The sequence below is a fragment of the Nonomuraea sp. CA-218870 genome (assembly GCF_050936535.1).
In the GTDB taxonomy this organism is placed as follows: domain Bacteria; phylum Actinomycetota; class Actinomycetes; order Streptosporangiales; family Streptosporangiaceae; genus Nonomuraea; species Nonomuraea corallina.
This window is the reverse complement of record NZ_JBNJMN010000002.1, coordinates 324,249-346,599: the sequence shown is the minus strand read 5'-3', so window position 1 is coordinate 346,599 and position 22,351 is coordinate 324,249. Positions and strand designations below refer to the sequence as shown.

The 22,351-nt window shown below is 71.7% G+C and carries 21 protein-coding genes and 1 tRNA gene; 7 read left to right on the top strand and 15 right to left on the bottom strand.

Going from position 1 to position 22,351, the window contains the following annotated elements; translation table 11 throughout:
* Positions 1-58 precede the first annotated feature (58 nt).
* The 9 genes from cysN to ACQEUU_RS30260 all read right to left on the bottom strand — a co-directional run bounded on the left by cysN (position 59) and on the right by ACQEUU_RS30260 (position 8,684).
* The gene (gene cysN, locus ACQEUU_RS30300; protein ID WP_433072501.1) at positions 59-1,321 is read right to left on the bottom strand and encodes a sulfate adenylyltransferase subunit CysN; all 1,263 of its coding nucleotides are present in this window, start codon (positions 1,319-1,321) and stop codon (positions 59-61) included.
* The gene (cysD, locus tag ACQEUU_RS30295; RefSeq protein ID WP_433072500.1) at positions 1,321-2,235 is read right to left on the bottom strand and encodes a sulfate adenylyltransferase subunit CysD; all 915 of its coding nucleotides are present in this window, start codon (positions 2,233-2,235) and stop codon (positions 1,321-1,323) included. Before cysD ends, cysN begins: the two co-directional genes overlap by 1 nt.
* Before the next feature lie 20 nt (positions 2,236-2,255).
* The gene (locus ACQEUU_RS30290; RefSeq protein ID WP_433072499.1) at positions 2,256-3,056 is read right to left on the bottom strand and encodes a 3'(2'),5'-bisphosphate nucleotidase CysQ; all 801 of its coding nucleotides are present in this window, start codon (positions 3,054-3,056) and stop codon (positions 2,256-2,258) included.
* Complete coding sequence (locus ACQEUU_RS30285; protein ID WP_433072498.1) at positions 3,056-4,525, bottom strand: sugar transferase; 1,470 nt, start codon at positions 4,523-4,525, stop codon at positions 3,056-3,058. The genes ACQEUU_RS30290 and ACQEUU_RS30285 overlap by 1 nt, the downstream gene beginning before the upstream one ends.
* A 91-nt stretch (positions 4,526-4,616) precedes the next feature.
* Positions 4,617-5,201, bottom strand: coding sequence for an aminoacyl-tRNA hydrolase (gene pth / locus ACQEUU_RS30280; RefSeq protein WP_433072497.1), 585 nt, complete (start codon positions 5,199-5,201; stop codon positions 4,617-4,619).
* A gap of 57 nt (positions 5,202-5,258) precedes the next feature.
* Complete coding sequence (locus tag ACQEUU_RS30275) at positions 5,259-5,885, bottom strand: 50S ribosomal protein L25/general stress protein Ctc (protein WP_433072496.1); 627 nt, start codon at positions 5,883-5,885, stop codon at positions 5,259-5,261.
* A gap of 177 nt (positions 5,886-6,062) precedes the next feature.
* Positions 6,063-7,040, bottom strand: coding sequence for a ribose-phosphate diphosphokinase (locus ACQEUU_RS30270; protein WP_433072495.1), 978 nt, complete (start codon positions 7,038-7,040; stop codon positions 6,063-6,065).
* Positions 7,037-8,488: a bifunctional UDP-N-acetylglucosamine diphosphorylase/glucosamine-1-phosphate N-acetyltransferase GlmU gene (gene glmU, locus ACQEUU_RS30265; RefSeq protein WP_433072494.1), complete on the bottom strand. Its 1,452-nt coding sequence runs from the start codon at positions 8,486-8,488 to the stop codon at positions 7,037-7,039. Before glmU ends, ACQEUU_RS30270 begins: the two co-directional genes overlap by 4 nt.
* 124 nt (positions 8,489-8,612) lie before the next feature.
* Positions 8,613-8,684 (bottom strand) — tRNA-Gln (locus ACQEUU_RS30260).
* 200 nt (positions 8,685-8,884) lie between these two features.
* Between ACQEUU_RS30260 and ACQEUU_RS30255 the strand changes: the two genes are divergently transcribed.
* The 4 genes from ACQEUU_RS30255 to ACQEUU_RS30240 all read left to right on the top strand — a co-directional run bounded on the left by ACQEUU_RS30255 (position 8,885) and on the right by ACQEUU_RS30240 (position 13,693).
* Positions 8,885-9,823: an acyl-CoA desaturase gene (locus ACQEUU_RS30255; protein WP_433072493.1), complete on the top strand. Its 939-nt coding sequence runs from the start codon at positions 8,885-8,887 to the stop codon at positions 9,821-9,823.
* 43 nt (positions 9,824-9,866) lie between these two features.
* Positions 9,867-10,814, top strand: coding sequence for a TetR family transcriptional regulator (locus tag ACQEUU_RS30250; protein ID WP_433072492.1), 948 nt, complete (start codon positions 9,867-9,869; stop codon positions 10,812-10,814).
* Positions 10,815-10,941: 127 nt separating this feature from the next.
* Positions 10,942-12,870, top strand: a complete 1,929-nt coding sequence (locus tag ACQEUU_RS30245; RefSeq protein WP_433074410.1) for an RNA degradosome polyphosphate kinase — start codon at positions 10,942-10,944, stop codon at positions 12,868-12,870.
* Positions 12,860-13,693 (top strand): NUDIX hydrolase, encoded by an 834-nt coding sequence (locus ACQEUU_RS30240; RefSeq protein ID WP_433072491.1) that lies wholly within the window; start codon positions 12,860-12,862, stop codon positions 13,691-13,693. The genes ACQEUU_RS30245 and ACQEUU_RS30240 overlap by 11 nt, the downstream gene beginning before the upstream one ends.
* Here ACQEUU_RS30240 and ACQEUU_RS30235 read toward each other — a convergent pair.
* From ACQEUU_RS30235 to ACQEUU_RS30225, 3 genes are read right to left on the bottom strand one after another with little or no spacing between them, the layout of a single operon-like run.
* On the bottom strand, positions 13,688-15,163 hold the full coding sequence (locus ACQEUU_RS30235; RefSeq protein WP_433072490.1) for a CHAD domain-containing protein: 1,476 nt from the start codon (positions 15,161-15,163) through the stop codon (positions 13,688-13,690). The genes ACQEUU_RS30240 and ACQEUU_RS30235 overlap by 6 nt on opposite strands.
* Positions 15,164-15,216: 53 nt before the next feature.
* Entirely contained in the window at positions 15,217-15,564 is a 348-nt protein-coding gene (locus ACQEUU_RS30230; protein WP_433072489.1) for a glyoxalase, read from the bottom strand.
* On the bottom strand, positions 15,561-16,319 hold the full coding sequence (locus ACQEUU_RS30225; protein ID WP_433072488.1) for a trans-aconitate 2-methyltransferase: 759 nt from the start codon (positions 16,317-16,319) through the stop codon (positions 15,561-15,563). The genes ACQEUU_RS30230 and ACQEUU_RS30225 overlap by 4 nt, the downstream gene beginning before the upstream one ends.
* Before the next feature lie 68 nt (positions 16,320-16,387).
* Here ACQEUU_RS30225 and ACQEUU_RS30220 point away from each other — a divergent pair, with 68 nt between their 5' ends.
* Together ACQEUU_RS30220 and ACQEUU_RS30215 are read left to right on the top strand one after the other, a co-directional pair.
* Positions 16,388-16,885 carry a MarR family winged helix-turn-helix transcriptional regulator gene (locus ACQEUU_RS30220; protein ID WP_433072487.1) on the top strand — a complete coding sequence of 166 codons (498 nt, stop codon included), beginning with the start codon at positions 16,388-16,390 and terminating at the stop codon, positions 16,883-16,885.
* A 39-nt stretch (positions 16,886-16,924) separates the two neighbouring features.
* Positions 16,925-18,103, top strand: coding sequence for an MFS transporter (locus ACQEUU_RS30215; RefSeq protein ID WP_433072486.1), 1,179 nt, complete (start codon positions 16,925-16,927; stop codon positions 18,101-18,103).
* 8 nt (positions 18,104-18,111) lie between these two features.
* On the opposite strand, the gene atpB is transcribed toward ACQEUU_RS30215, so the two are convergent.
* A complete protein-coding gene (gene atpB / locus ACQEUU_RS30210) occupies positions 18,112-18,891 on the bottom strand; it encodes a F0F1 ATP synthase subunit A (RefSeq protein WP_433072485.1) in 780 nt (259 codons plus the stop codon).
* An 83-nt stretch (positions 18,892-18,974) separates the two neighbouring features.
* Here atpB and ACQEUU_RS30205 point away from each other — a divergent pair, with 83 nt between their 5' ends.
* Positions 18,975-19,685, top strand: coding sequence for a TetR/AcrR family transcriptional regulator (locus ACQEUU_RS30205; protein ID WP_433072484.1), 711 nt, complete (start codon positions 18,975-18,977; stop codon positions 19,683-19,685).
* An 8-nt stretch (positions 19,686-19,693) separates the two neighbouring features.
* Here ACQEUU_RS30205 and ACQEUU_RS30200 read toward each other — a convergent pair whose 3' ends face one another.
* On the bottom strand, positions 19,694-20,485 hold the full coding sequence (locus tag ACQEUU_RS30200) for an inositol monophosphatase family protein (protein ID WP_433072483.1): 792 nt from the start codon (positions 20,483-20,485) through the stop codon (positions 19,694-19,696).
* A 47-nt stretch (positions 20,486-20,532) separates the two neighbouring features.
* Entirely contained in the window at positions 20,533-22,329 is a 1,797-nt protein-coding gene (locus tag ACQEUU_RS30195) for an ABC-F family ATP-binding cassette domain-containing protein (RefSeq protein ID WP_433072482.1), read from the bottom strand.
* Positions 22,330-22,351: the final 22 nt, after the last annotated feature.

The window sequence follows — 22,351 nt, the reverse complement described above, 5'->3', positions numbered from 1 at the left end:
CCTCTCAACCGAAAGCCCGGGCCCCTTCGGACGAAGGGGCCCGGGCTCGGAGCGCGGATCAGCGGGCGTCGATGATCATGCCGGCGCCCACCGTGCCGTTGGTGGACTCGTCGATCAGGATGAACCCGCCGGTGAGCCGGTTGCGCGCGTAGTCGTCGACGAACAGCGGCTGGGTGACCCGCAGCGTGACGCGGCCGATCTCGTTGAGCCCCAGCGCGGTGGCCTCCTCGTCGCGGTGGAGCGTGTTGACGTCCAGCCGGTACTGCAGGTCGCGGACCAGCGCGCGGGCCGTGCGGGTGGTGTGCTTGATGGCGAACTTCGAACGCGGCCCGAGCTTCGTCCCGTCTCCCATCCAGCAGATCATCGCCTCCAGGTCCTGGGCGGCCTGCGGCTGGTTGTTGGGCCGGGCGATCATGTCGCCGCGTGAGATGTCGAGGTCGTCCTCGAAGCGGAGCGTCACCGACATGGGCGGGAACGCCTCCTCCACCGGCCCGTCGAAGGTGTCGATGGCGGCGATCCTCGTGGTCAGCCCGGACGGCAGGTGGACGACCTCGTCGCCCGGCTTGAGCACCCCGCCCGCCACCTGGCCGGCGTAGCCGCGGTAGTCGTGGAAGGCGTGGTCGGTGGCCTTCTTCGGGCGGATCACGTACTGGACGGGGAAGCGCACGTCGACCAGGTTGCGGTCGGAGGCGATGTGCACGTTCTCCAGGTGGTGCAGCAGCGAGGAGCCCTGGTACCAGGGCGTGTTCTCGGAGCGGGACACCACGTTGTCGCCGTGCAGCGCCGAGATGGGGATGAACGTCAGGTCGCTCACGTTGAGCTTCGAGGCGAAGGCGGTGAACTCCTCGCGGATCTCGTCGAAGCGCTCCTCCGAGTAGTCGACCAGGTCCATCTTGTTGACCGCGAGGACGAGGTGCGGCACCCGCAGCAGCGAGGTGAGGAAGGCGTGGCGGCGCGACTGCTCCAGCACGCCCTTGCGGGCGTCGATCAGGACGATCGCCAGGTCGGCGGTGGAGGCGCCGGTCACCATGTTGCGGGTGTACTGGATGTGGCCGGGCGTGTCGGCGATGATGAACTTGCGGCGCGGCGTCGCGAAGTAGCGGTAGGCCACGTCGATGGTGATGCCCTGCTCCCGCTCGGCGCGCAGGCCGTCGGTGAGCAGCGACAGGTCGGTGTACTCGGTGCCGCGGTCGCGGGAGGTGCGCTCGACGGCCTCCAGCTGGTCTTCGAAGATCGCCTTGGAGTCGTACAGCAGCCGCCCGATCAGGGTGGACTTCCCGTCGTCGACGCTCCCGGCGGTAGCGAAGCGAAGAATGTCCATCAGAAGTAGCCCTCTCGCTTGCGGTCCTCCATCGCGGCCTCCGAGGCGCGGTCGTCGGCCCTGGTGGCCCCGCGCTCGGTGATCCGGGTGACCGCGATCTCCTCGATGATCTCCTCGACCGTGGCGGCCTTGGACTGGACGGCGCCCGTGCAGGTCATGTCGCCCACGGTGCGGTAGCGCACCACGGTCTCGAACAGCTGCTCGTCCTCGCCGCGCTGGACCACGTCGGTGTCGGGCAGCAGCATGCCGTCGCGTTCGAAGACCTTGCGCGTGTGGGCGAAGTAGATCGAGGGGATCTCGATGCCCTCGCGCCGGATGTAGTCCCAGACGTCGAGCTCGGTCCAGTTGGACAGCGGGAAGACCCGGATGTGCTCGCCCTTGCGGATCCTGGCGTTGTAGAGGTTCCACAGCTCGGGCCGCTGGTTCTTCGGGTCCCACTGGCCGAAGTCGTCGCGGAAGGAGAACACCCGCTCCTTGGCCCTGGCCTTCTCCTCGTCCCGCCGGGCCCCGCCGAAGACGGCGTCGAACTCGTGCTCCTCGATGGCGTCGAGCAGCGGGACGGTCTGGAGCCGGTTGCGGGAGGCCCGCCTGCCGGTCTCCTCCGTCACCCGCCCGGCGTCGATCGCGTCCTGCACGCTGGCCACCACGAGGCGGGCGCCGAGCTCGGCGACCCTCCGGTCGCGGAACTCGATCACCTCCTCGAAGTTGTGCCCGGTGTCGACGTGCATCAGCGGGAACGGGATGGGCGCCGGCCAGAACGCCTTCTCCGCGATGCGGAGCATGACGATCGAGTCCTTACCGCCGGAGAACAGCAGACAGGGTCGCTCGAATTCGGCCGCCACCTCACGCATGATGTGGATGGCCTCGGCCTCGAGTACGTCGAGCTGCGACGTCGTATAGTCGCGCTGGAGCATGAGGGTGTTCCTCCGGCGGTTCAGCGGTGCAGGTCCCGGATCCCGTCGAGCAGGGATCTTGCCAAGTCGGGTAGGGAAACCAGGATATCCGGTAGTGAGGGGTCGGCTTGGTTGTACGTGGGGGGCGCGCCGTCGATGCGGCTGGCGTGCGCCCCGGCGGCGAGCGCGACGGCCACCGGCGCGGCGGAGTCCCACTCGTACTGGCCGCCGGCGTGCACGTAGGCCTCGGCCTCCCCGGTGAGCACGGCGGAGATCTTCGCGCCCGCCGAGCCGATGGGCACCAGATCCGCGCCGACGAGCTCGGCGAGCCGCCGCACGAACTCCGGCGGGCGGGTGCGGCTCACCGCGATGCGGAAGCGGCCCTGGGGGACGGCGAGCAGCTTGGGCGGGTCGGCCGTGGTGAGCGTGCGCCCCTGGGCGGGCAGGGCCACCGCGCCGGCGGTCAGCCGACCGCCGCCCTCGCCGCCGCCCTCGCCGCCCTCCCCGTCGCGCTCCCAGAGCGCGACGTGGACGGCCCAGTCGGAGCGGCCCTCCTCGGAGAACTCGCGGGTGCCGTCGAGCGGGTCGACGATCCACACCCGGTCGGCGCGGAGTCTGCGCGGATCGAGCCGCTCCTCGCGGGTGGCCTCCTCGGACAGTACGCAGTCGTCCGGCCGGACCCGGGCCAGGGCCTCCATCAGGAACTCGTGGGAGGCGCGGTCGCCCTTGGCGCGCAGCGCGCCGGCGTCACCGAACCCCTCGCGCTCGCGGACCCCGAGGAGCAGAGCTCCCGCCTCGGTCGCCAGGTCGGCTGCGACGGCGTGGTCGTCGCGGTTCGTCATCAGTATGCTCCTTGCCCACGTGCGACGGCCGACCAAGTCTTCCACAGGATCTGCAGGTCCAGCATGAGCGACCAGTTCTCCACGTAACGAAGATCGAGCCGGACGGATTCCTCCCACGACAGATCGGACCGGCCGCTGACTTGCCAGAGCCCGGTGAGCCCCGGCCGGACGAGCAGCCGCCTGCGCACGTCGTCACCGTAGCGGGCGACCTCCTCGGGCAGCGGCGGGCGGGGCCCGACCAGCGACATGTGGCCGCACAGCACGTTGATGAGCTGGGGCAGCTCGTCGAGCGAGTAGCGGCGCAGGTAGCCGCCGAGCGGGGTCACCCGCGGGTCGTTGCGCAGCTTGAACAGCGGGCCGTCGCCGTCGCTCACCAGCGTGAGCTTCTGCCGCTCGGAGCCGCGCCGCATGGTGCGGAACTTCAGGATCGTGAAGAGGCCGCCGTCGCGCCCGACCCTCGTCTGACGGAACAGCGCGGGTCCCGGGCTGGTCGCGCGCACCGCGATCGCCAGCCCGGCCATCACGGGCGCGAGCAGCACCAGCAGCGAGGCGGCGACCATGCGGTCGAACACGTTCTTGACGAGCTGCCTGGCGCCGGCCATCTCGGGGTGCTCGACGTGCAGCAGCGGCAGCCCGGCGGCGGGCCTGATGGTGGTGCGCGGCCCGGCCACCTCCATCAGCGCGGGGGCGACCACCAGCTCGGTGTGGGTGGCCTCCAGCCGCCAGGCCAGCCGGCGCAGCGCCGTGCCGTCCATCTCGGGGCAGGCGAGCACGGCCACGGTGTCGGCCCCCACCTGGTCGACGACCAGCGGCACGTCGCTGAAGTGGCCGGCCACGGGCACCTCCGCCACGTCGTCGGGAGAGGCGCCGTCGGGCAGGCAGGCCGCCACGACGTCCAGCCCGTGGTAGCGCTCGAACCGGAACAGCCGCACCAGCTCGTCGATCGACGGCCCGTGGCCCACGGCCACCACCCGGCGCATGCACGCCCCGCGGGCCCTGCGCCGGTACAGCCGGCGGCGCAGCGCGTACCGGAACACCAGCGTCAGCAGCGTGACCAGCGGCAGCGCGAGCACCACGTAACCGCGGGCGACGTCGGCCTTGGTGAGGTACGAGCCGACGGCCAGGGCGGCGGTGAGCCCGACGCCGCACCGGACGACCGTGCGGAACTCCTCGGAGCCGACACCGATCATGCGCGGCTCGTACGCCCGGTTGATTGCCACCGAGCACACCCAGACTCCGGGCAGGACAGCGCTCAGCAGCAGGTACGGCAGCGCGTAGGCGGTGACGTCGCCGAACCGGAAGCAGAAGGCGGCGGTCGCGGCCAGGACGCCGGCGAGCAGGTCGGCGGCCAGTGCGCGCAGCTGGCAGGCGCGCACCCAGGGGGGCACGCGGGGGCCGGTCCGCCAGGCCGCGGGCGCGCCGGCTCCGGCGACGGTCAGCTGTCCCTCGCTGCGAGGTCCCTCTCGCACGAGCGCCTCCACGTGACCGACATCAACAGACAGTCACCAGAGCGTAGCGGCGGGTGCGCGCCGGCAGCCGGTGAACGTCCCTATGCGGCGTTCAGCGAGGAGGGCCGGAAATTTTGAGATCCGCCCGATGGAAGTCGTTCTGCGTGGCTTCGAGGCCGCGTTCCATCAGCGACTCGGCCACGTCGGCCGCCCGGTCGACGAGAAAGGGCAGGTCCTTGCGCTCGGCCGTGGCGAAGTCCTTCAGGACGTAGGCGGCGGGGTCCATGCGGCCGGGCGGGCGCCCGATGCCGAACCTGACCCGCAGGTAGTCGCGGGTGCCGAGGCTCTTGGTGATCGACCTGAGCCCGTTGTGTCCGTTGTCGCCCCCGCCCAGCTTGGCGCGGAGCGCGCCGTACGGGACGTCGAGCTCGTCGTGCACGACGATGATCCGGTCAGGCCCGATCTTGTAGAAGTCGGTGAGCGCCTTGACCGGCCCGCCGGACAGGTTCATGAAGGTCAGCGGCTTGGCCAGGACGGCGGCCCGCGTCTCCAGCACCTCGGCGCGGCTCTTGTGCGCCTTGAACCGCGCGCCCGCCCGGGCGGCCAGCTCGTCGAGCACCATGAAGCCCGCGTTGTGCCTGTTGCCCGCGTAGCCGGGACCGGGGTTGCCGAGCCCGACGATCAGCCAGCGGTCCATGCGTTCCTCCAAGCGGGACGGGGCGGCCGGCGTCGCCGGCCGCCCCGTCGCCGGACGTCACTCGGCGGCGGTCTCGGCGCTCTCGCCCTCGGCGGCGGGGGCCTCGCCCTCGGCGGCGGCCTCCTCCTCCTCGGCGGAGGGCTCCTCGGTCGGCTTGGCGATCACCTGGATGACCACGGCCTCCGGGTCGGCGGCCAGGGTGGTGCCCTTCGGCAGGGCGACCTCGCCGGCCGTGATGGAGGAACCGACCTCCAGGCCCTCGACGTCGACCTCGACGCCGGTCGGGATGTGGGTGGCCTCGGCCTCGACCGACAGCGTGGTCAGCTGCTGGTCGAGCAGGCCCTCGGAGTTGACCTCGCCGGCCGTGGTGACCGGGATCTCGACCGTGACCTTCTCGCCGCGCTTGACCAGGAGCAGGTCGACGTGCTCGACGAAGCCCTTGATCGGGTCGCGCTGGACGCCCTTGGGCAGCGCCAGCTCGTCCACGCCGTCGCCCTGCAGGCGGATCAGCACGTTGGGGGTGCGCAGCGCGAGGAGGACCTCGTGGCCGGGCAGCGTGAGGTGCTTGGGGTCGATGCCGTGGCCGTAGAGGACGGCGGGCACCTTGGCGTCGCGACGGATCTTGCGAGCGGCGCCCTTGCCGAACGTGGTGCGCGGCTCGGCGGCGATGCGGACTTCGGACATGACATCTCCTAGGGATGCAGAGATCGGATTACTGCGCTCCCCCTCACCCGCCCTAGCGGAAGGCGTTACGAGCGCAACTTGCTCAGTCTAGCAGCGTTATTCCGCCGGACTTCGCTCGGAAGATCTTGACGGGGGTCCTCGCTGAGCTGCGGATCAGCGTGTGCCGAGCCTCGCCCGTCAGGTGTCGCCCTCGAACAGGCTCGTGACCGAGCCGTCGGTGAAGATCTCCGTGATGGCGCGGGCGATGAGCGGCGCGATCGACAGCACGGTCAGCTTGTCGAACAGCTTCTCCTGCGGCAGCGGGAGCGTGTTGGTGACGATGACCTCGGAGATGCGGGAGTTCTTCAGCCGGTCGACCGCGGGGTCGGAGAAGACCGCGTGGGTCGCCGCGACGATCACGTTGGTGGCGCCCTGGTCGTAGAGGGCGTCGGCGGCCTTGCAGATGGTGCCGGCGGTGTCGATCATGTCGTCGATCAGCACGCAGGTGCGGCCGCGCACCTTGCCGACGACCTCGTTGACCTTCACCGAGTTGGCCACGTCGAGGTCGCGGCGCTTGTGGATGAAGGCCAGCGGGGTGCCGAGCGTGTCGGCCCACCGCTCCGAGAGCCGCACCCGGCCGGTGTCGGGCGAGACCACGGTGGTGTTGGCCAGGTCGAGCCGGTTCTTCAGGTGGCTCTCCAGCACCGGCATGGCGAAGAGGTGGTCGACCGGGCCGTCGAAGAAGCCCTGGATCTGCGAGGTGTGCAGGTCGATCGACATCAGCCGGTCGGCGCCCGCGGTCTTGAACAGGTCGGTCATCAGCCGGGCGGTGATGGGCTCACGTCCCCGGCCCTTCTTGTCCTGCCTGGCGTAGCCGAAGAACGGCATGACCACGGTGATGCGCTTGGCGGAGGCCCGCTTGAGCGCGTCGACCATGATGAGCTGCTCCATGATCCACTGGTTGATCGGCTCGGTGTGAGCCTGGATCACGAACGCGTCGCAGCCTCGTACGGATTCGAGGTAGCGGGCGTAGATCTCACCGTTGGCGAAGTCGGTCAGTTTGGTGGGGGTGAGGGAGACGCCGACGTGCTCGGCGATCTCCTCGGCCAGCGCCGGGTGTGCCCGGCCGGAGAAGAGCATGAGGTTCTTCTCGCCGGGTTGTTTGATGCTGGTCATGAGCCATTCTCCCGCTGTTGCCTCTCGGCCAGCGCCCGCTCGGCGGCGGCGGCCGATTTCGTGCCCGCGCGCCTGCGCAAGACCCATTTCTCGATGTTGCGCTGTCGCGCTCTCGCCACCCCGATCGCGCCGGGGGGCACATCGCCGTCGATGACGGAGCCGGCCGCCGTGTAGGCGCCGTCCCCGATCGTCACCGGGGCGATGAGCATGGTGTCGCAGCCCACGAAGGCGCCGTCGCCGACGGTGGTGCGGTTCTTCTCGACGCCGTCGTAGTTGACGAAGACCACGGCGGCGCCGATGTTGGCGCCGGCGCCGATGTCGGCGTCGCCGGCGTAGGTCAGGTGGGGCACCTTGGAGCCCTCGCCGACCGTGGTGTTCTTCATCTCGACGAAGGTGCCGGCCTTGGCCCCCCGGCCGAGCACGGTGCCGGGACGCAGGTAGCAGTAGGGGCCGACGCTGGCCTCCGCGCCGATCTCGGCCTGGTCGGCGACGGTGTTGCGGACGACGGCGCCGGGGCCGACCCGGGTGTCGGTCAGCGTGGTCGCGGGGCCGACCTCGGCGCCGGTCTCGATGACGGTGCGGCCGTGGAGCTGGGTGCCGGGGTGGACGACGGCGTCGGCCTCGATCACGACGTCCACGTCGACCCAGGTCGTGGCGGGGTCGACGACGGTGACGCCGGCGCGCATGTGGCGCTCCAGCAGCCGCCGGTTGAGCACCTGGCGGGCGAAGGCGAGCTGGACGCGGTCGTTGACGCCCTCGACCTCGTTGTGGTCGGCGGCGACGTGGGCGCCGACGCGGTGACCGTCGGCGCGCAGGATGGACAGCACGTCGGTGAGGTACTCCTCGCCCTGCGCGTTGTCGGTGGAGACGCGCTTGACGGCGTCGGCCAGCAGGTCGCCGTCGAAGGCGTAGATGCCGGAGTTCATCTCCTTGATCGCGCGCTGCTCGGGGCTGGCGTCCTTCTCCTCGACGATCTCCATGACGGCGCCGCCGGCGTCGCGCACGATGCGGCCGTAACCGGTGGGGTCGGGGACCTCGGCGGTGAGCACGGTGACCGCGTTGCCGTCGGACTCGTGCCGCCGCAGCAGCTCGGCCATGGTCTCGGTGCGCAGCAGCGGGACGTCCCCGTACGTGACCAGGACCGTGCCGGAGATCGCGCCGACCTCCTCCAGGACGGTGCGGACCGCGTGGCCGGTGCCGCGCTGCTCGCGCTGGACGACGGCGCGGGCGTCGGGGCTGGTCCTGGCCAGGTGGGCGCCCACGCGCTCCAGCGCGTGGCCGATGACGACGACGAGCCGCTCGGGCCCGAGGTCGCGGGCCGCGGCGAGCATGTGGTCGACCAGGGCCCGGCCGCACAGCTCGTGCAGGACCTTGGGGGTCTGGCTCTTCATCCGGGTGCCCTCGCCCGCGGCGAGGACGACGACTGCTGCCGGGCGCGGCACACTCACGGACTCAGGCTCCCTGTGGATCGGCTGATCTGGGGCGAAGCGTGGCTACCGCACGGCCGTCCCCCCGACACCGTGAGAATACCTGCCCGCTGTGAGCGGACCCTATCGGGGATCGGCGGTACAGCTCCCGGAAGAGGACTCGAACCCCTACAAAGTGGACCAAAACCACTTGTCCTGCCAATTAGACGATCCGGGATCGATCAGACGGCAACGCGCCTGACATCCCTACGATACCGACCCCGCGGCCGAACGCGCTCCCCGAATAGCGTCCGCGTGCGTGGGCAGAGACTCACCCGGCGGCATCCGTGCGCCTTGTCCCCTTCCTAACTTACGATTGCGTAGGTTACGGTGGCGTAGCCGAGGACATTCGTCCCAGAAAATCATGAGAGGTAGCCCATGACCGTTCTCGCCGAGCGATCAACCCCAGGACCAAAACCCGAATTCGAACCCGAGCCCCGCACCAAAGCCGAACTCGTGAGCTTCGGGCTCGTCGTCGGGCTCCCCCTCGTCGCGATCGCGGCCGCGGTGCCCTTCGCCTGGGGCTGGGGCCTCGGCTGGACCGACATCGTCATCGCGGCCGTCTTCTACGTGGTCTCTGGGCTCGGCGTGACCGTCGGCCTGCACCGCTACTTCACGCACGGCTCCTTCAAGGCCAAGCGGCCGCTGAAGATCGCCCTCGGCGTCGCCGGCAGCCTCTCGCTGGAGATGTCCGTGCTCGACTGGGTGGCCACCCACCGCAAGCACCACAAGTTCTCCGACAAGGAGGGCGACCCGCACTCCCCCTGGCGCTTCGGCCCCGGCTTCAGGTCGATGTCCAAGGGCCTGCTCTTCGCCCACATGGGCTGGCTGTTCGACGCCGAGCGCACCAACCGCGAGAAGTACGCCCCGGACCTGTGCAAGGACCCGGACGTGATGAAGCTGCACAAGTGGTTCCCCGCGCTGGCCCTCACCTCGATCCTGCTGCCCGCGGTCATCGGCGGCCTGGTCACCTGGTCCTGGCAGGGCGCGCTGACCGCCTTCTTCTGGGGCTCGCTGGTCCGCATCGGCCTGCTGCACCACGTCACCTGGTCGATCAACTCCATCTGCCACGTGTTCGGCGACGAGGCCTTCGAGGTCCGCGACAAGTCGCGCAACGTCTGGTGGCTGGCCATCCCGTCCTTCGGCGAGTCCTGGCACAACCTGCACCACTCCGACCCGACCTGCGCCAGGCACGGCGTGCTGAAGGGCCAGATCGACATCAGCGCCGGCGTCATCCGGCTGTTCGAGAAGCTGGGCTGGGTGCACGACGTCCGCTGGCCGTCGCCCGAGAGGCTGGCGGCGAAGCGGATTGCCTGATAATTCGGCTGCGGTGGCCGACGGTTCGTCTGCCACCGCCATTATGGAACCTGTGACCGAATCCCGATCGCGCAGGCGCATGACCGGCAGAGAGCGCAGAGAGCAACTGATCTCGATCAGCCGAACGCTGTTCGCCGAGAAGGGGTTCGACGGGACCTCCATCGAGGAGATCGCCGCGACGGCCCGGGTGTCCAAGCCGGTGGTCTACGAGCACTTCGGCGGCAAGGAGGGCGTCTACGCCGTGGTCGTCGACCGGGAGATGCAGAAGCTCCTGGGGATGATCACCGAAGCGCTCGCCGCCAGCCACGCCCTGGTGAAGCTGGAGCGCGCCGCCCTGGCGCTGCTGCGCTACATCGAGGAGAGCAGCGAGGGCTTCCGCATCCTGGTCCGCGACTCCCACGCGGCCTCCGGCACCGGCACGTTCGCCAGCCTCATCAGTGAGATCGCCAGCCAGGTCGAGGACGTCCTGGCCGACGAGTTCGCCGGGCGCGACTACGACCCGAAGCTGGCGCCGATGTACGCGCAGATGCTCGTCGGCATGGTGGCGCTGACCGGCCAGTGGTGGCTGGACGCGCGCAAGCCGGCCCGCGAGGAGGTCGCCGCCCACCTGGTCAACCTGGCGTGGAACGGCCTGACCGGGCTCGACCCGCAGCCCTCCCTCTCGCTCGCCACGCGCCAGCAGGCGCAGGTCATCAGGTCGCGGCCCGGCGAGTGGGTCAACGACAAGGAGCTGCGCGAGCTGGAGAAGGCGCGCGAGAAGGAGCTCAAGGAGGCCGAGAAGGCCCGCCAGCGCGAGCTGAAGGAGGCGGAGAAGGCCAGGCTGCGCGAGCTGAAGGAGCGCGAGCGGCAGCTCAAGGAAGCCGAGAAGGAACGCGAGAGGCTGCTGAAGGAGGCCGAGAAGGCCCGCGAGCGCGAGGAGCGGCTGCGCCAGCGCGAGGCCCGGCTGGCCGAGCGCGCGGCCCGGCTGGAGCAGGGCGAGCCCTCGGAATAAGTCCTGGTGGGACACCTGACGTTCCGTTCGACGTCGGCGGGCATATTCCAGGTATGTCCGTCGAGCCGGTCCACTCCGACAACGACCTGCCGCTCCCGCAGGAGCGGTTCCTCAACCGCGAGGAGAGCTGGCGCGGGTCCGCTTCCTGGCCATCTTCGGCAGCAACCTGGACGAGTTCTTCCGCGTACGGGTCGCGGGCCTGAAACGGCGCATGGCCACCGGCCTGCTGCTGCGCACCAAGAGCGGGCTCAAGCCGAGCGAGGAGCTGGCCAGGATCGCCACCGTGGCGGACGGCCTGGCCAAGCGGCACGTCGCGGTCTTCCACGAGCGGATCCGCCCGCTGCTCGCCGCCGAGGGCATCGAGATCGTCCGCTGGGACGAGCTGGGCCGCGAGGAGCGCACGGGGCTGCGCAGGTTCTTCAAGGAGCGGATCAGGCCGGTGCTGACGCCGCTGGCCGTGGATCCCGCGCACCCGTTCCCGTACATCTCCGGACTGAGCCTCAACCTGGCCGTCGTGGTGCGCAACCCGGTCACCGACCACACCGTGTTCGCCCGGGTCAAGGTGCCCTCGCAGCTGCCGCGGCTGGTGGAGGCGTCCGCGAACCGGTTCGTCCCGCTTGAGGACGTCATCGCGGCCCACCTGTCCCAGCTGTTCAAGGGGATGGAGATCGTCCAGCACCACGTGTTCCGGGTGACCAGGAACGAGGACCTGGAGGTCGACGAGGACGTCACCGAGAACCTCATGCAGGCGCTGGAGAAGGAGCTGCGCCGCCGCCGGTTCGGGCCGCCGGTGCGGCTGGAGGTCGAGGACACGATCTCCCCCGAGGTGCTCGACCTGCTGGTGGAGGAGCTGGAGCTGGCTCCGCACGAGATCTACCGGATCCCCGGCCCGCTCGACATGACCGGGCTGCACGCGATCGCCGACCTGGACCGCGGCGAGCTCTCCTACCGCCCGTTCGTGCCGGCCGAGGTGATCAACGCCGCCGACGACGTCTTCTCGGTGCTGCGCGAGTGCGACGTGCTGCTGCACCACCCGTACGACTCGTTCGCCACGAGCGTGCAGCGCTTCGTCGAGGCGGCCTCCGCGGACCCGCGGGTGCTGGCGATCAAGCAGACCCTCTACCGCACCAGCGGCGAGTCGCCGATCGTGGACGCCCTCATCGACGCGGCGGAGGCCGGCAAGCAGGTCGTGGTGGTCGTGGAGATCAAGGCCAGGTTCGACGAGCACGCGAACATCTCCTGGGCGCGCAAGCTGGAACGGGCCGGCTGTCACGTGGTCTACGGCGTGGTGGGGCTCAAGACCCACTGCAAGCTGGCGCTGGTCGTGCGCCAGGACGCCTCCGGCGAACTGCGCCGCTACTGTCACATCGGCACCGGCAACTACAACCCCAAGACGGCCAGGCTGTACGAGGACTTCGGCCTGCTCACCGCGGACCCGCTGGTCGGCGAGGACGTCACCGACCTGTTCTTCCACCTGACCGGCTACTCCCACCACTCCGCCTACCGCAGGCTGCTGGTGGCCCCGCACTCGTTGCGAGCCGGGCTGCTGGCCAGGATCGAGCGCGAGGTCGCCCACCAGCGGGCGGGGCGTCCGGCGCGGATCAGGATCAAGACGAACTCGCTGGTGGACGAGCCGATCATCGACGCGCTCTACCGGGCCTCGCGCGCCGGGGTGCCGATCGACCTGTGGGTGCGCGGCGTGTGCACACTGCGCCCCGGCGTCCCCGGCCTGTCGGAGACGATCCGGGTGCGTTCGGTGCTGGGCAGGTTCCTGGAGCACTCCCGGGTGTACGAGTTCGGCCTGGGCCGGCGGTCGGAGGTGTGGATCGGCAGTGCCGACCTGATGCGCCGCAACCTGGACCGCCGGGTGGAGGCCCTGGTCAAGGTGACCTCGCAGCAGCACAGGACGTACCTCGTCGAGCTGATGGACCGGGCGATGGCCGACACCACGAGCACCTGGTGGCTCGACGGCGACGGCACCTGGGTCCGCCACCCGGGCGAGGACCTGCAGAGCCACCTGATCGCCGCGCGCCGCTGGAGGAGCGTTGACGACTGACCAGGTCCTGGCCGCCGGAGCGGTGATCTGGCGCGGCGCGGAGCACGACCCGGAGGTGGCGCTCGTCCACCGCCCCCGCTACGCCGACTGGACCTTCCCCAAGGGGAAGCTGAACCCCGGCGAGCACGTGATCGCCGCCGCGCTGCGCGAGGTGCGCGAGGAGACCGGCCTCGACGTGGTGCTCGGCCGCGCCCTGCCGCCGACCCGCTACGTGGACCGGTCGCGGCCCAAGCGGGTGGACTACTGGGTGGGCCGGGTGGCCGGCGAGCACCCCTTCGTCGCCGGTGACGAGGTCGACGCGCTGCGCTGGGTCTCACTCGGCCGGGCCCGCGAGCTGCTGACCTACGAGCGGGACGTCGGCCTGCTGCGCGCGCTGACGGCCGCCCCGCTCGCCACCGTCCCCCTGGTGCTGGTCCGGCACGGCTCCGCCGGGTCGCGTCAGGACTGGCGGGGCGCCGACTCGCTGCGCCCGCTCGACGCCGAAGGGCGGGCCCAGGCCGCCGCGCTGGCCACCGTGCTGCCCGCGTACCGGCCCGCCGTCCTGCTGAGCTCGCCCAGTCTCAGGTGTGTCCAGACGCTGGCCCCGTACGGCGCCGACGTGCGGCTGGAGCCGCTGCTCAGCGAGGAGGAGCAGGACCCGCGAGAGACCCCCGCCCTGGTCGCCGCGCTGGTGGGGCCGGCGGCGGTGTGCAGTCACGGCGAGGTGCTGCCCGCGCTCATCGCCGGGCTCAGCGGCGAGGAGGTCCGGCTGCGCAAGGGCGCGCTCGCCGTGCTGCACCGGGTGGGCGGGCGGGTGGCCGGCGTCGAGACGTACGGGCTATAGCGCCTTCCCGGCCCGCGCCGCGGCCTCCGACCAGACCCGCGGGAAGTCCTCGTGCGCGCGGTCGGCGGCGGCCCGCTCAAGGCCGGCCAGGACGCCGTAGGTGAAGGTGTCCTCGCCCGCCTCGCGCGCGGCGCCGGCCTCCCTGGCGAGCGTCTCCTGGGCCACCACCCCGTCCTGACGCGCGCCGAGCGCCTCCTGCACGGCCTCGGCCGACTCCGCCAGCTCGGTCATGCGCGCGCCCAGCGTGTCGCGCAGCGCTTCGGCGGTGTAGCGGGCGCGCTTGGCCGCCTTGCGCACGTCGTGCATGGCGGTCGCGCGCCGCTCCGGGTCGTCGACGGCCCGCGCGGCGTCGTACGCCTTCACGACGCGGTCCCAGGTCGCGGCGGCGAGGCGGCCGAGCCGCGCCCCGGCCGGGTCGGCCGCCGCCTTGCCCAGCTCCGGCCGGGACACCAGCGCGTCGAGGGCGTCGAGCAGCGCGTAGTAGCGGTCGCCGCCGAGCGCGTTCCTGATCGCGTCGTAGCCGCGCTGCTCGCGTCTGAGCAGGTCGTCGCCGAGCCTGTCGTGGACGGGGCCGACGACCAGCCCGGCGGGCAGCCCGGCCAGCTCGCGGGCGAGCCTGGCCCTGATCACCTCCAGGTCGCGGACCTCGCCCAGGACGCCGCCGAGCCGGCGCAGCTCTTCCTGGATCCCGGCGGTGTCCTTGACCACGGACCTGAACGCCTTGAGCGCGCTGCGCAGCCTGCGGGAGGCGACGCGCATCTGATGGACCGCGTCCTCCTCCTCGCGGCGGACCCGCGGGTCCTGGGAGAGCAGGGCCGCCACCTGGCCCGCCAGGTAGGCCAGGACGGCGTGGCCGGCGGTGCCGGGCTCGACGTCGGCGCGCGGGATCGGCGGCGGGGCGAGAAGCTTGGCGAGCTTGCTGGTGGCCGGCGACGGCGCGGCGCCCGCCTTCCTGAGCCGCTTACCGGTCTTGGCCAGCAGCTTCTCGTCGCCCTCCCGGAGCTCCGCCTCGACCTCGCGCCAGCGCGTGACCGTCGGCTCCGCGCCGAACACCGTGCCCTTGACCCGGTCGTCGGCGATCTCCACGAGCTCGCGGTCGCCGTCCTTGAGCAGGGTGACGCTCCTGCGGGTGTCGAGCTCGGCCACCACGCCCAGCTCGGCGCCCCGGGTGTAGGCGCGGACCAGCTCGGCCAGCTCGGCGGGCACGGTCTTGGTGCTCCGGGTCAGCGGGACCGCGATCTCCTGCTTCACCCCCTTGGCCTTGGGCAGCTTGAGGTGCCAGCCGGGGTCCGCGCCGCCGCGCCTGCGTCTCAGCGTGACGCCGCGCCTGGCCAGCCGCAGATCAGGGGTGTCGTAGTAGAGGGCGACGAGCTGGAAGCTCTTCGGGCCGGCGACCTCGGCCAGGCCGCTCAGGTCGGGCAGCCGGAAGTCGGCGGGAACGTCGAACTTGTCCTCGATCTCGATGCCCACGACACCTCGCAATGGTCGGATCCCGGACGATAATCCCACTTTACGACGGCCCGTCACATGGCCTGGAGCAGCTCGATCCTGTTCCCGACCGGGTCCTTCACGTACACCCGGCGGAATCCGGGGAGCAGGTCGTCCGGCTCGGCGTCCGGGAGCAGGGCCACGAGCGCGTCCAGGTCGTCGACCAGGAACGCCGGGTGCGCCTTGCGCGGCGGGCGGAAACCCTCCTCGATGCCGAGGTGGATCTCCAGTCCGGGGCCGCGGAACCAGACGCCGCCCCGCTGGGCCAGCTCCGGCGGCTTGGGGACCTCGCGCAGGCCGAGCACCCCGGCGTAGAACGCGCGCAGCTCGGGCTCGGCGCCGGGGGGCGCGGCGAGCTGGACGTGGTGCAGGCCGGTGATCACCGCTGCGCCACCGCGAAGACGCGGCGGAACGGGAACGGCGTCCCGTACGGACCGGACGGGTAGGCCCGCGCCAGCCGTCCGGCCAGCTCGGCCGTGAACCGCTCGCGCTCGCCCTCGTCCAGCCGGTCGAGCACGGGCCGCAGCGCGGTGCCGCGGACCCAGCCGAGCACCGGGTCCTCGCCTCGCAGCACGTGCACGTACGTGGTCTCCCAGGCGTCCACCCGGCAGCCGAGGCCGCTCAGCAGGTCCAGGTACTCGATCGGGTCGCCGGCGGGCCTGCCCCGGTCGTGGTCGCCGAGCCGGTCGGCCCAGGCGGGGGACGCGCACAGCTCGCGGATGGCCCGGTGGCTCGGGGCGTCGTGGTTGCCGGGCACCTGGAAGGCGAGCCAGCCTCCGGGGCTCAGCGCCTCCACCCACCGCTCGATGACGGCCCGGTGTCCCGGCACCCACTGCAGCACGGCGTTGGAGACGAGCACGTCGACCGGCCTGTCAGGATGCCAGGTGGTCACGTCGGCGACGGTGAACGTGACCTCGCCGCCCCGCTCCCGCGCCTTGGCGACCATGGCGGGCGAGGAGTCGAACCCCAGCACCTCCGCCTCGGGCCAGCGCCTGGCCAGCGCGGCGGTCAGCTCGCCGCTGCCGCATCCGGCATCGACCACGTACGCGGGGCGCTCGGCCCGTACTCTGGCCAGGAGTTCGAAGAACGGCCGCGATCGCTCGTCCCCGTACCGGGCGTAGGCGTCGGGGTCCCACATATCTCTTGACATAAAGATAATTGATATCGAGCTATTTATCTCGATGTCAAGACAGTACACTCAGGGCCATGACGGAAGCGCAGGACGAGGTCGACCGGCTCGTCGCGGCGTGGCGGGCGGAACGACCCGATCTGGACGTCGAGCCGCTGCAGGTGCTCTCGCGGATCTCCCGCCTGGCCAAGCACCTCGACCGGGCCCGGCGGGCGGCGTTCACCGAGCACGGGCTGGAGCCCTGGGAGTTCGACGTGCTGACCGCCCTGCGGCGGACCGGCCGGCCGTACGAGCTGAGCCCCGGCGCGCTGCTCCGCGCCACCCTGGTCACCTCCGGCACCATGACCAACCGCATCGACCGCCTCGCCCAGGCGGGCCTGGTGCGGCGCCGCCCCGACCCCGAGGACCGGCGCGGCGTCCTGGTCTCCCTGACGGACACCGGGCTGGCCCGCGTCGACGCCGCCTTCACCGACCTGATCAGGCGCGAGCACACGCTGCTCAGCAGTCTGGACGCCGACCAGCAGCGCGCCCTGGCGGGGCTGCTGCGCACGATGCTGGCGCCCTTCGACAGCTGACTTGCCTTCACACTGATGTGAGGGTTTCACCATGGCCGCATGCCCGCGCAGACCTCCACCACCGTGCCCGGCGCGCGGCCCGCGCCCGCGATGCCGTGGCCCGCGCTGCTCGCCCTGTCCGCCGCCGCCTTCACCGCCGTCACCACCGAACTGCTGCCCGCCGGACTGCTGCCCGCGATGAGCGCGGACCTGGGCGTGTCCGGGGCCAGGGTCGGCTTCCTCGTCACCGGGTTCGCGGTGACCGGCTTCCTCACCGCGATCCCCGTCACCGCCGCCGTGCGCGGCCTGCCCCGGCGACCCCTGCTGGTGGCCGTCCTGTGCGGGTTCGCCCTGCTCAATCTGGTCACCGCGGTGTCCTCGGCCTACCCGCTGACCTTCGCCGCCCGGCTGCTGGCCGGGGTGATGGGCGGCACGCTCTGGGCCATGCTCGTCGGGTACGCCGCCCGGATGGTCGCCCCCGAGCGGCGCGGCCGGGCCATCGCCGTCGTCTCGGCCGGCATCACCCTCGCCCTCTGCGCGGGGCTCCCCGCGGGCGCCGCCGTGGCCGCCGCGATCGGCTGGCGGGCCGCCTTCGCGGCGCTCGCCGTGCTCGCCGGGCTCCTCGCCCTCTGCGTACGGTGGCAGGCCCCCGCCCTGGCCCCCGAGCCACCCGCGTCACGGACCCCGCTGCGCCGCGTCGCCACCCTGCCCGGCGCCCGCACCGCCCTGGCCGTCACCGTGGTCGTCATCCTGGCCCACCATGCCGTCTACACCTATCTCGCCCCGCTCGCCGGGCCCGCCTGGACGGGCGTGACGCTGCTGGTCTTCGGGCTGGCCACGGTCGCCGGCGTGTGGGCCACCGGCGTCGTCATCGACCGCCATCCGCGCCGCGCCCTGCTGACCGCGCTGGCCATGACCGCCGTCACGATGGCGGTGCTCGGGCTCACCGGACACCCCGCCGCCCTGCTGGGAGGCGCCGTCCTGTGGGGGGTGGCCTTCGGCGGCATCCCCACCCTCCTGCAGACCGCCCTGATCAACGCCACCGGCGCGGCCAACGCCGACGTCGCCACCTCCATGCAGACCACCGTCTACAACCTGGGGATCGCGGCGGGCTCCTTCGCCGGCGGGCTCGTCCTGGACGCCTCGGGCGCCGCGGCCCTGCCGTGGACCGCACTCCCGCTCCTGGCCGCCGCCCTCCTCACCGTCACCCTCGCCCACCGCCACGCCTTTCCCCGCTGACGCCCGCCTCAGTGCTCGGGGTGCAGGGACGAGCCGATGTAGAGGGCCGCGAGCATCGTGAACAGGTACGCCTGCAAGAACTGGATGAAGATCTCGAAAGCGGTCATCACGATCGTCATGGCCACACCGAGCACCCCCAGGGTGAGACCGGGCAGGGTAGGCCGTTCGATCATGAACCAGAAGCCGACGGCGCTGAAGAACGCCAGCAGCGTGTGACCGGCGAACATGTTCGCGAACAGCCGCACGGCATGCGTGAACGGCGCGGTCACGAAGAAGTAGACCAGTTCGAGCGGCGCGTACAGGGTGATCGCCAGAGGCTTGGGCAGCCCCGGCGGGAACATCATGCCCTTGAGGTAGCGGGAGAACCCGTGCCGGGTGAAGGCCACGTACAGCTTGATCAGGTAGACGACGGCGGCCAGCACCCACGGAAACGACGCGTACGCGGTGACCGGGAACTGCAGCACGGGGACGACCGCCGTGAGGTTCCAGACCAGCGTCAGCAGGAAGAGGCTGAACAGCAGCGGCATCCAGCGGTCGGTGTCCTTGCCCAGGTACGGCCGGGCGATCTGGTCGCGCACGAACAGGTAGGCGTACTCCCCCACGTTCTGCACCCCGCGCGGCACCAGCTTCGGCCGTGAGAACGCCGCCCAGGCGAACGCGCACACGACCACCACGCCGACGACCGCGAGCAGCACCGGCTTGGTCAGCCAGTACGGCGCCCCCTGCCAGAGGGGCGGGAAGTCGAACAGGTCCTCGGGCGTCGGGGCCCGGAAGTCAGGGGATGCCACGCACACTCCTTCGACACGGGAACCGGGTACGGTGTACTCAGTTGTACGGTCGAGGGTAACCAGCTCGGTACGCTGTACGCAATATGGAGAACGTGTGGATGCGGTCCGACCAGCCCGCTCGCGGGCCGCGGCCCGCCTTCAGCCGGTCCCAGCTCACCGAGGCGGCCGTCCGGGTCGCCGACGCCGAAGGGCTCGACGCCATCTCGATGCGCCGCCTCGCCACCGAGATCGGCTCCGGCACGATGTCGCTCTACCGGTACGTGTCCGGCAAGGACGAGGTGATCGACCTGATGGTCGACGCCGTCGCGATGGAGTTCCTCCCGCCGGACGTCCCCAGCGGCGACTGGCGGGCCGACCTGCGCGCCCTGGCCGTACGGACCCGCCAGGCGACGCACCGGCACCCGTGGATGGCCCGGGTGACCGCCACCCGGCAGTCCGCCGGCCCCAACGGCGTGCGGGCCTTGGACAGGTCACTGGCCATGGTCGACGGGCTGGGCCTGAGCGTCGACGCCATGCTCACGGTGGTCGGGGCGGTGATCGCGTACGTCAACGGGTACGTGGCGGCGGAGCTGGGCGAGCTGGAGGCCAGGCGGCGGACCGGCCTGGACGTCCAGCAGTGGATGGCCCGCCAGGCCCCCTACATCACGACGCTGGTCGAGAGCGGCGACTACCCGCTCTTCGCCCGGGTGGTCAGCGAGAGCGGGCGCGAACTCATGGACCCGGACGAGCGCTTCGGCTACGGGCTGGACCGCCTGCTCGACGGCATCGCCGCCACCCTCCCCCCGGCCAGGTGATCACGGCACTAGCCGTGGATCATCGACATCAGCAGGTCGTGGGTCCCGGCGTCGGCGGCCGCCACGAGCCCGCGGCCCCCCTGCCCGATCGGTTCGCCGTCGATCCCGGTGACGACGCAGCCGGCGGCTCGGCACACGGCGATACCGGCCGCGAAGTGCACGCTCCCGGCCAGGTCACTGCCATCGGTGACGTACGCGGCGCGCTTGCCGGCCGCGACCCAGGCCAACGCCAGCGACGTGGACACGACCCGCGGCCGGAACCGCTCGGCGAATCTCGGGTGCGCCAGCAGGTCCACGGCGCGGAATCCGGGCGCGTGCGGGAACGGCGGATCGAGGTTGACGTCCACCAGGTGACTGGCGGGCGTGGGCGCCAGCCGTGTGTCCACCTCTCGGTGCCGTAGCCAGGCGGTCTCACCGTCGGTGAGGTAGAGCGCGTCGCTGAACGGGTCGGCCACCGCCGCCGCCCCGTCGCGCAGCGCCACGTTGACAGCCACCAGCATGGCGCCGACGGCGTAGTTCAGCGTGCCGCACAAGGGATCCACCAGCCACTGGCGCGCAGCGGCGACCGTGCCCTGCTGCCCGCCTTCCTCGCCGAGCACCGCGTCATCGGGCCGAGCAGCCCGGATGACGCCGACGATCGCCTGCTCGGCCGCCACATCCGCGGCGGTGGCGAAGTCCCCGTCGCCCTTGTCGATCCGGGAGAGCTCCCGGCCGTACATGTCGCGCACCACGTCCGCGCCGGCGCGCGCCGCCGCTGCCGCGATCCCGGCATCGTCCAGAGTCGCGTACGAGTCGATCATGGCCTGCACACTATCGGGCCGACCCCGGCGAGACCATGCGGCCGGCCCTAGTCACCGAGGCGGTCGGCGAGCTCCAGCCATGCGGTCTCGACGGTCTCCTTCTGGGCCAGGAGGTCGCGGAGCCGCGCGTCGAGGCCGCCGAGCTTCTCGTAGTCGCCGGCCGCGCCCGCCATCTCGGCGTGCAGCCCCGCCTCCTGATCGGCCAGCTTGTCGAGCTGCCGCTCCAGGCGGTTGAGCTCCTTGCGCAGCTCCCGCTCCTCCTTGGCCGACAAGCCCTGCGGGGCGGCGGGCGCGGACGGCGCCGGCCGGTCGGCGGGACGCTCGGCGACGCGCGCCGTCAGGGCGGTGCCGGCGGCGCGGCGCTCCAGGTATTCGTCCACGCCGCCCGGCAGGAGCGCCAGCTTGCCGTCGCCCAGCAGGGCCACGCACCGGTCGGTCACCCGCTCCAGGAAGTAGCGGTCGTGGGAGACCAGGATCAGCGTGCCGGGCCAGCCGTCGAGCAGGTCTTCGAGCTCGTTCAGCGTCTCGATGTCGAGGTCGTTGGTGGGCTCGTCGAGCAGCAGCACGTTGGGGTCGTCCATGAGCAGCCTGAGCAGCTGCAGCCGCCGCCGCTCGCCGCCCGACAGGTCGCCGATCACCTTCCACTGCGCCTCGCCCTTGAAGCCGAGGCGCTCCAGCAGCTGGGAGGCGGTCCACTCCCTCTTGCCGACCTGGACGTACTTGCGAATCTCCTCGACCGTCTCCAGCACGCGCCGGGACGGGTCGAGCTCGGCCAGCTCCTGCGACAGGTGGGCCAGGCGGACCGTCCGGCCCTCGACGACCCGGCCGGAGTCGGGGGCGACGGTGCCGGCGAGCAGGCGGAGCACCGACGACTTGCCGGAGCCGTTGACGCCGATGAGCCCGACCCGGTCTCCGGGGCCGAACTGCCACGTGCAGTGGTCGAGCACCTTCGGACCGGCGCCGGGGCCGCCCGCGTGGAGGGTGACGTCCTCCAGGTCGTAGACGGTCTTGCCGAGCCTGGCGGCGGCGAACTTCAGCAGCTCGACGGTCTCGCGCGCCGGCGGCTCGTCGGCGATCAGCGCCTGCGCCGCCTCCACCCGGAACTTGGGCTTGGAGGTGCGGGCGGGCGGGCCGCGGCGCAGCCAGGCGATCTCCTTGCGCATGAGGTTCTGGCGGCGTTCCTCGGCGGCCTGGGCGATGCGCGCCCGCTCGGCCTTGGCCAGCACGTAGGCGGCGTAACCGCCCTCGTAGCGCTCGACGCGGCCGTCGACGACCTCCCACGTGCGGGTGGAGACGGCGTCGAGGAACCAGCGGTCGTGGGTCACCACGGCCAGCGCGCTCTTGCGGCCGGACAGATGACCGGCCAGCCAGGCGATGGCCTCGATGTCGAGGTGGTTCGTCGGCTCGTCGAGCATGATCAGGTCGTGGTCGCCGATGAGCAGCCGGGCGAGCGCGGTGCGCCTGCGCTCGCCGCCGGACAGGTCGCCCGCCTTGGCGTCGAGGTCGAGGTCGCCGATCAGGTTGCCGAGGATCTCACGGACGCGCTGGTCGCCGGCCCATTCGTGCTCGGCCATGTCGCCGAGGACGAGGGCGCGCACGGTCAGGCCGGGGTCGAGCAGATCCTGCTGGGAGAGGAAGCCGACGCGCAGGCCGCGGGTGTGGGTGACGCGGCCGCTGTCGGGGGTGACGTCGCCCGCGATCACGCCGAGCAGGGTGGTCTTGCCGCCGCCGTTGCGGCCCACCACGCCGATGCGCTCGCCGTCCTCGATGCCGAGGGAGACGTCGGAGAGCAGCGGCTTGGGCCCGTAGGCATGGGAGACCGACTCGAGGTTGACCAGATTCATCGCATTCCCAGGGTATCGGCTC

What these genes read in the sequence shown, in the direction of transcription:
- cysN (WP_433072501.1), bottom strand. Translation starts at nt 1,321, where the DNA reads ATGGACATTCTTCGCTTCGCTACCGCCGGGAGCGTCGACGACGGGAAG.
- cysD (WP_433072500.1), bottom strand. Translation starts at nt 2,235, where the DNA reads ATGCTCCAGCGCGACTATACGACGTCGCAGCTCGACGTACTCGAGGCC.
- ACQEUU_RS30290 (WP_433072499.1), bottom strand. Translation starts at nt 3,056, where the DNA reads ATGACGAACCGCGACGACCACGCCGTCGCAGCCGACCTGGCGACCGAG.
- pth (WP_433072497.1), bottom strand. Translation starts at nt 5,201, where the DNA reads ATGGACCGCTGGCTGATCGTCGGGCTCGGCAACCCCGGTCCCGGCTAC.
- ACQEUU_RS30275 (WP_433072496.1), bottom strand. Translation starts at nt 5,885, where the DNA reads ATGTCCGAAGTCCGCATCGCCGCCGAGCCGCGCACCACGTTCGGCAAG.
- ACQEUU_RS30270 (WP_433072495.1), bottom strand. Translation starts at nt 7,040, where the DNA reads ATGACCAGCATCAAACAACCCGGCGAGAAGAACCTCATGCTCTTCTCC.
- ACQEUU_RS30255 (WP_433072493.1), top strand. Translation starts at nt 8,885, where the DNA reads ATGACCGTTCTCGCCGAGCGATCAACCCCAGGACCAAAACCCGAATTC.
- ACQEUU_RS30250 (WP_433072492.1), top strand. Translation starts at nt 9,867, where the DNA reads ATGGAACCTGTGACCGAATCCCGATCGCGCAGGCGCATGACCGGCAGA.
- ACQEUU_RS30225 (WP_433072488.1), bottom strand. Translation starts at nt 16,319, where the DNA reads ATGTGGGACCCCGACGCCTACGCCCGGTACGGGGACGAGCGATCGCGG.
- ACQEUU_RS30220 (WP_433072487.1), top strand. Translation starts at nt 16,388, where the DNA reads ATGACGGAAGCGCAGGACGAGGTCGACCGGCTCGTCGCGGCGTGGCGG.
- ACQEUU_RS30215 (WP_433072486.1), top strand. Translation starts at nt 16,925, where the DNA reads ATGCCCGCGCAGACCTCCACCACCGTGCCCGGCGCGCGGCCCGCGCCC.
- ACQEUU_RS30205 (WP_433072484.1), top strand. Translation starts at nt 18,975, where the DNA reads ATGGAGAACGTGTGGATGCGGTCCGACCAGCCCGCTCGCGGGCCGCGG.
- ACQEUU_RS30200 (WP_433072483.1), bottom strand. Translation starts at nt 20,485, where the DNA reads ATGATCGACTCGTACGCGACTCTGGACGATGCCGGGATCGCGGCAGCG.
- ACQEUU_RS30195 (WP_433072482.1), bottom strand. Translation starts at nt 22,329, where the DNA reads ATGAATCTGGTCAACCTCGAGTCGGTCTCCCATGCCTACGGGCCCAAG.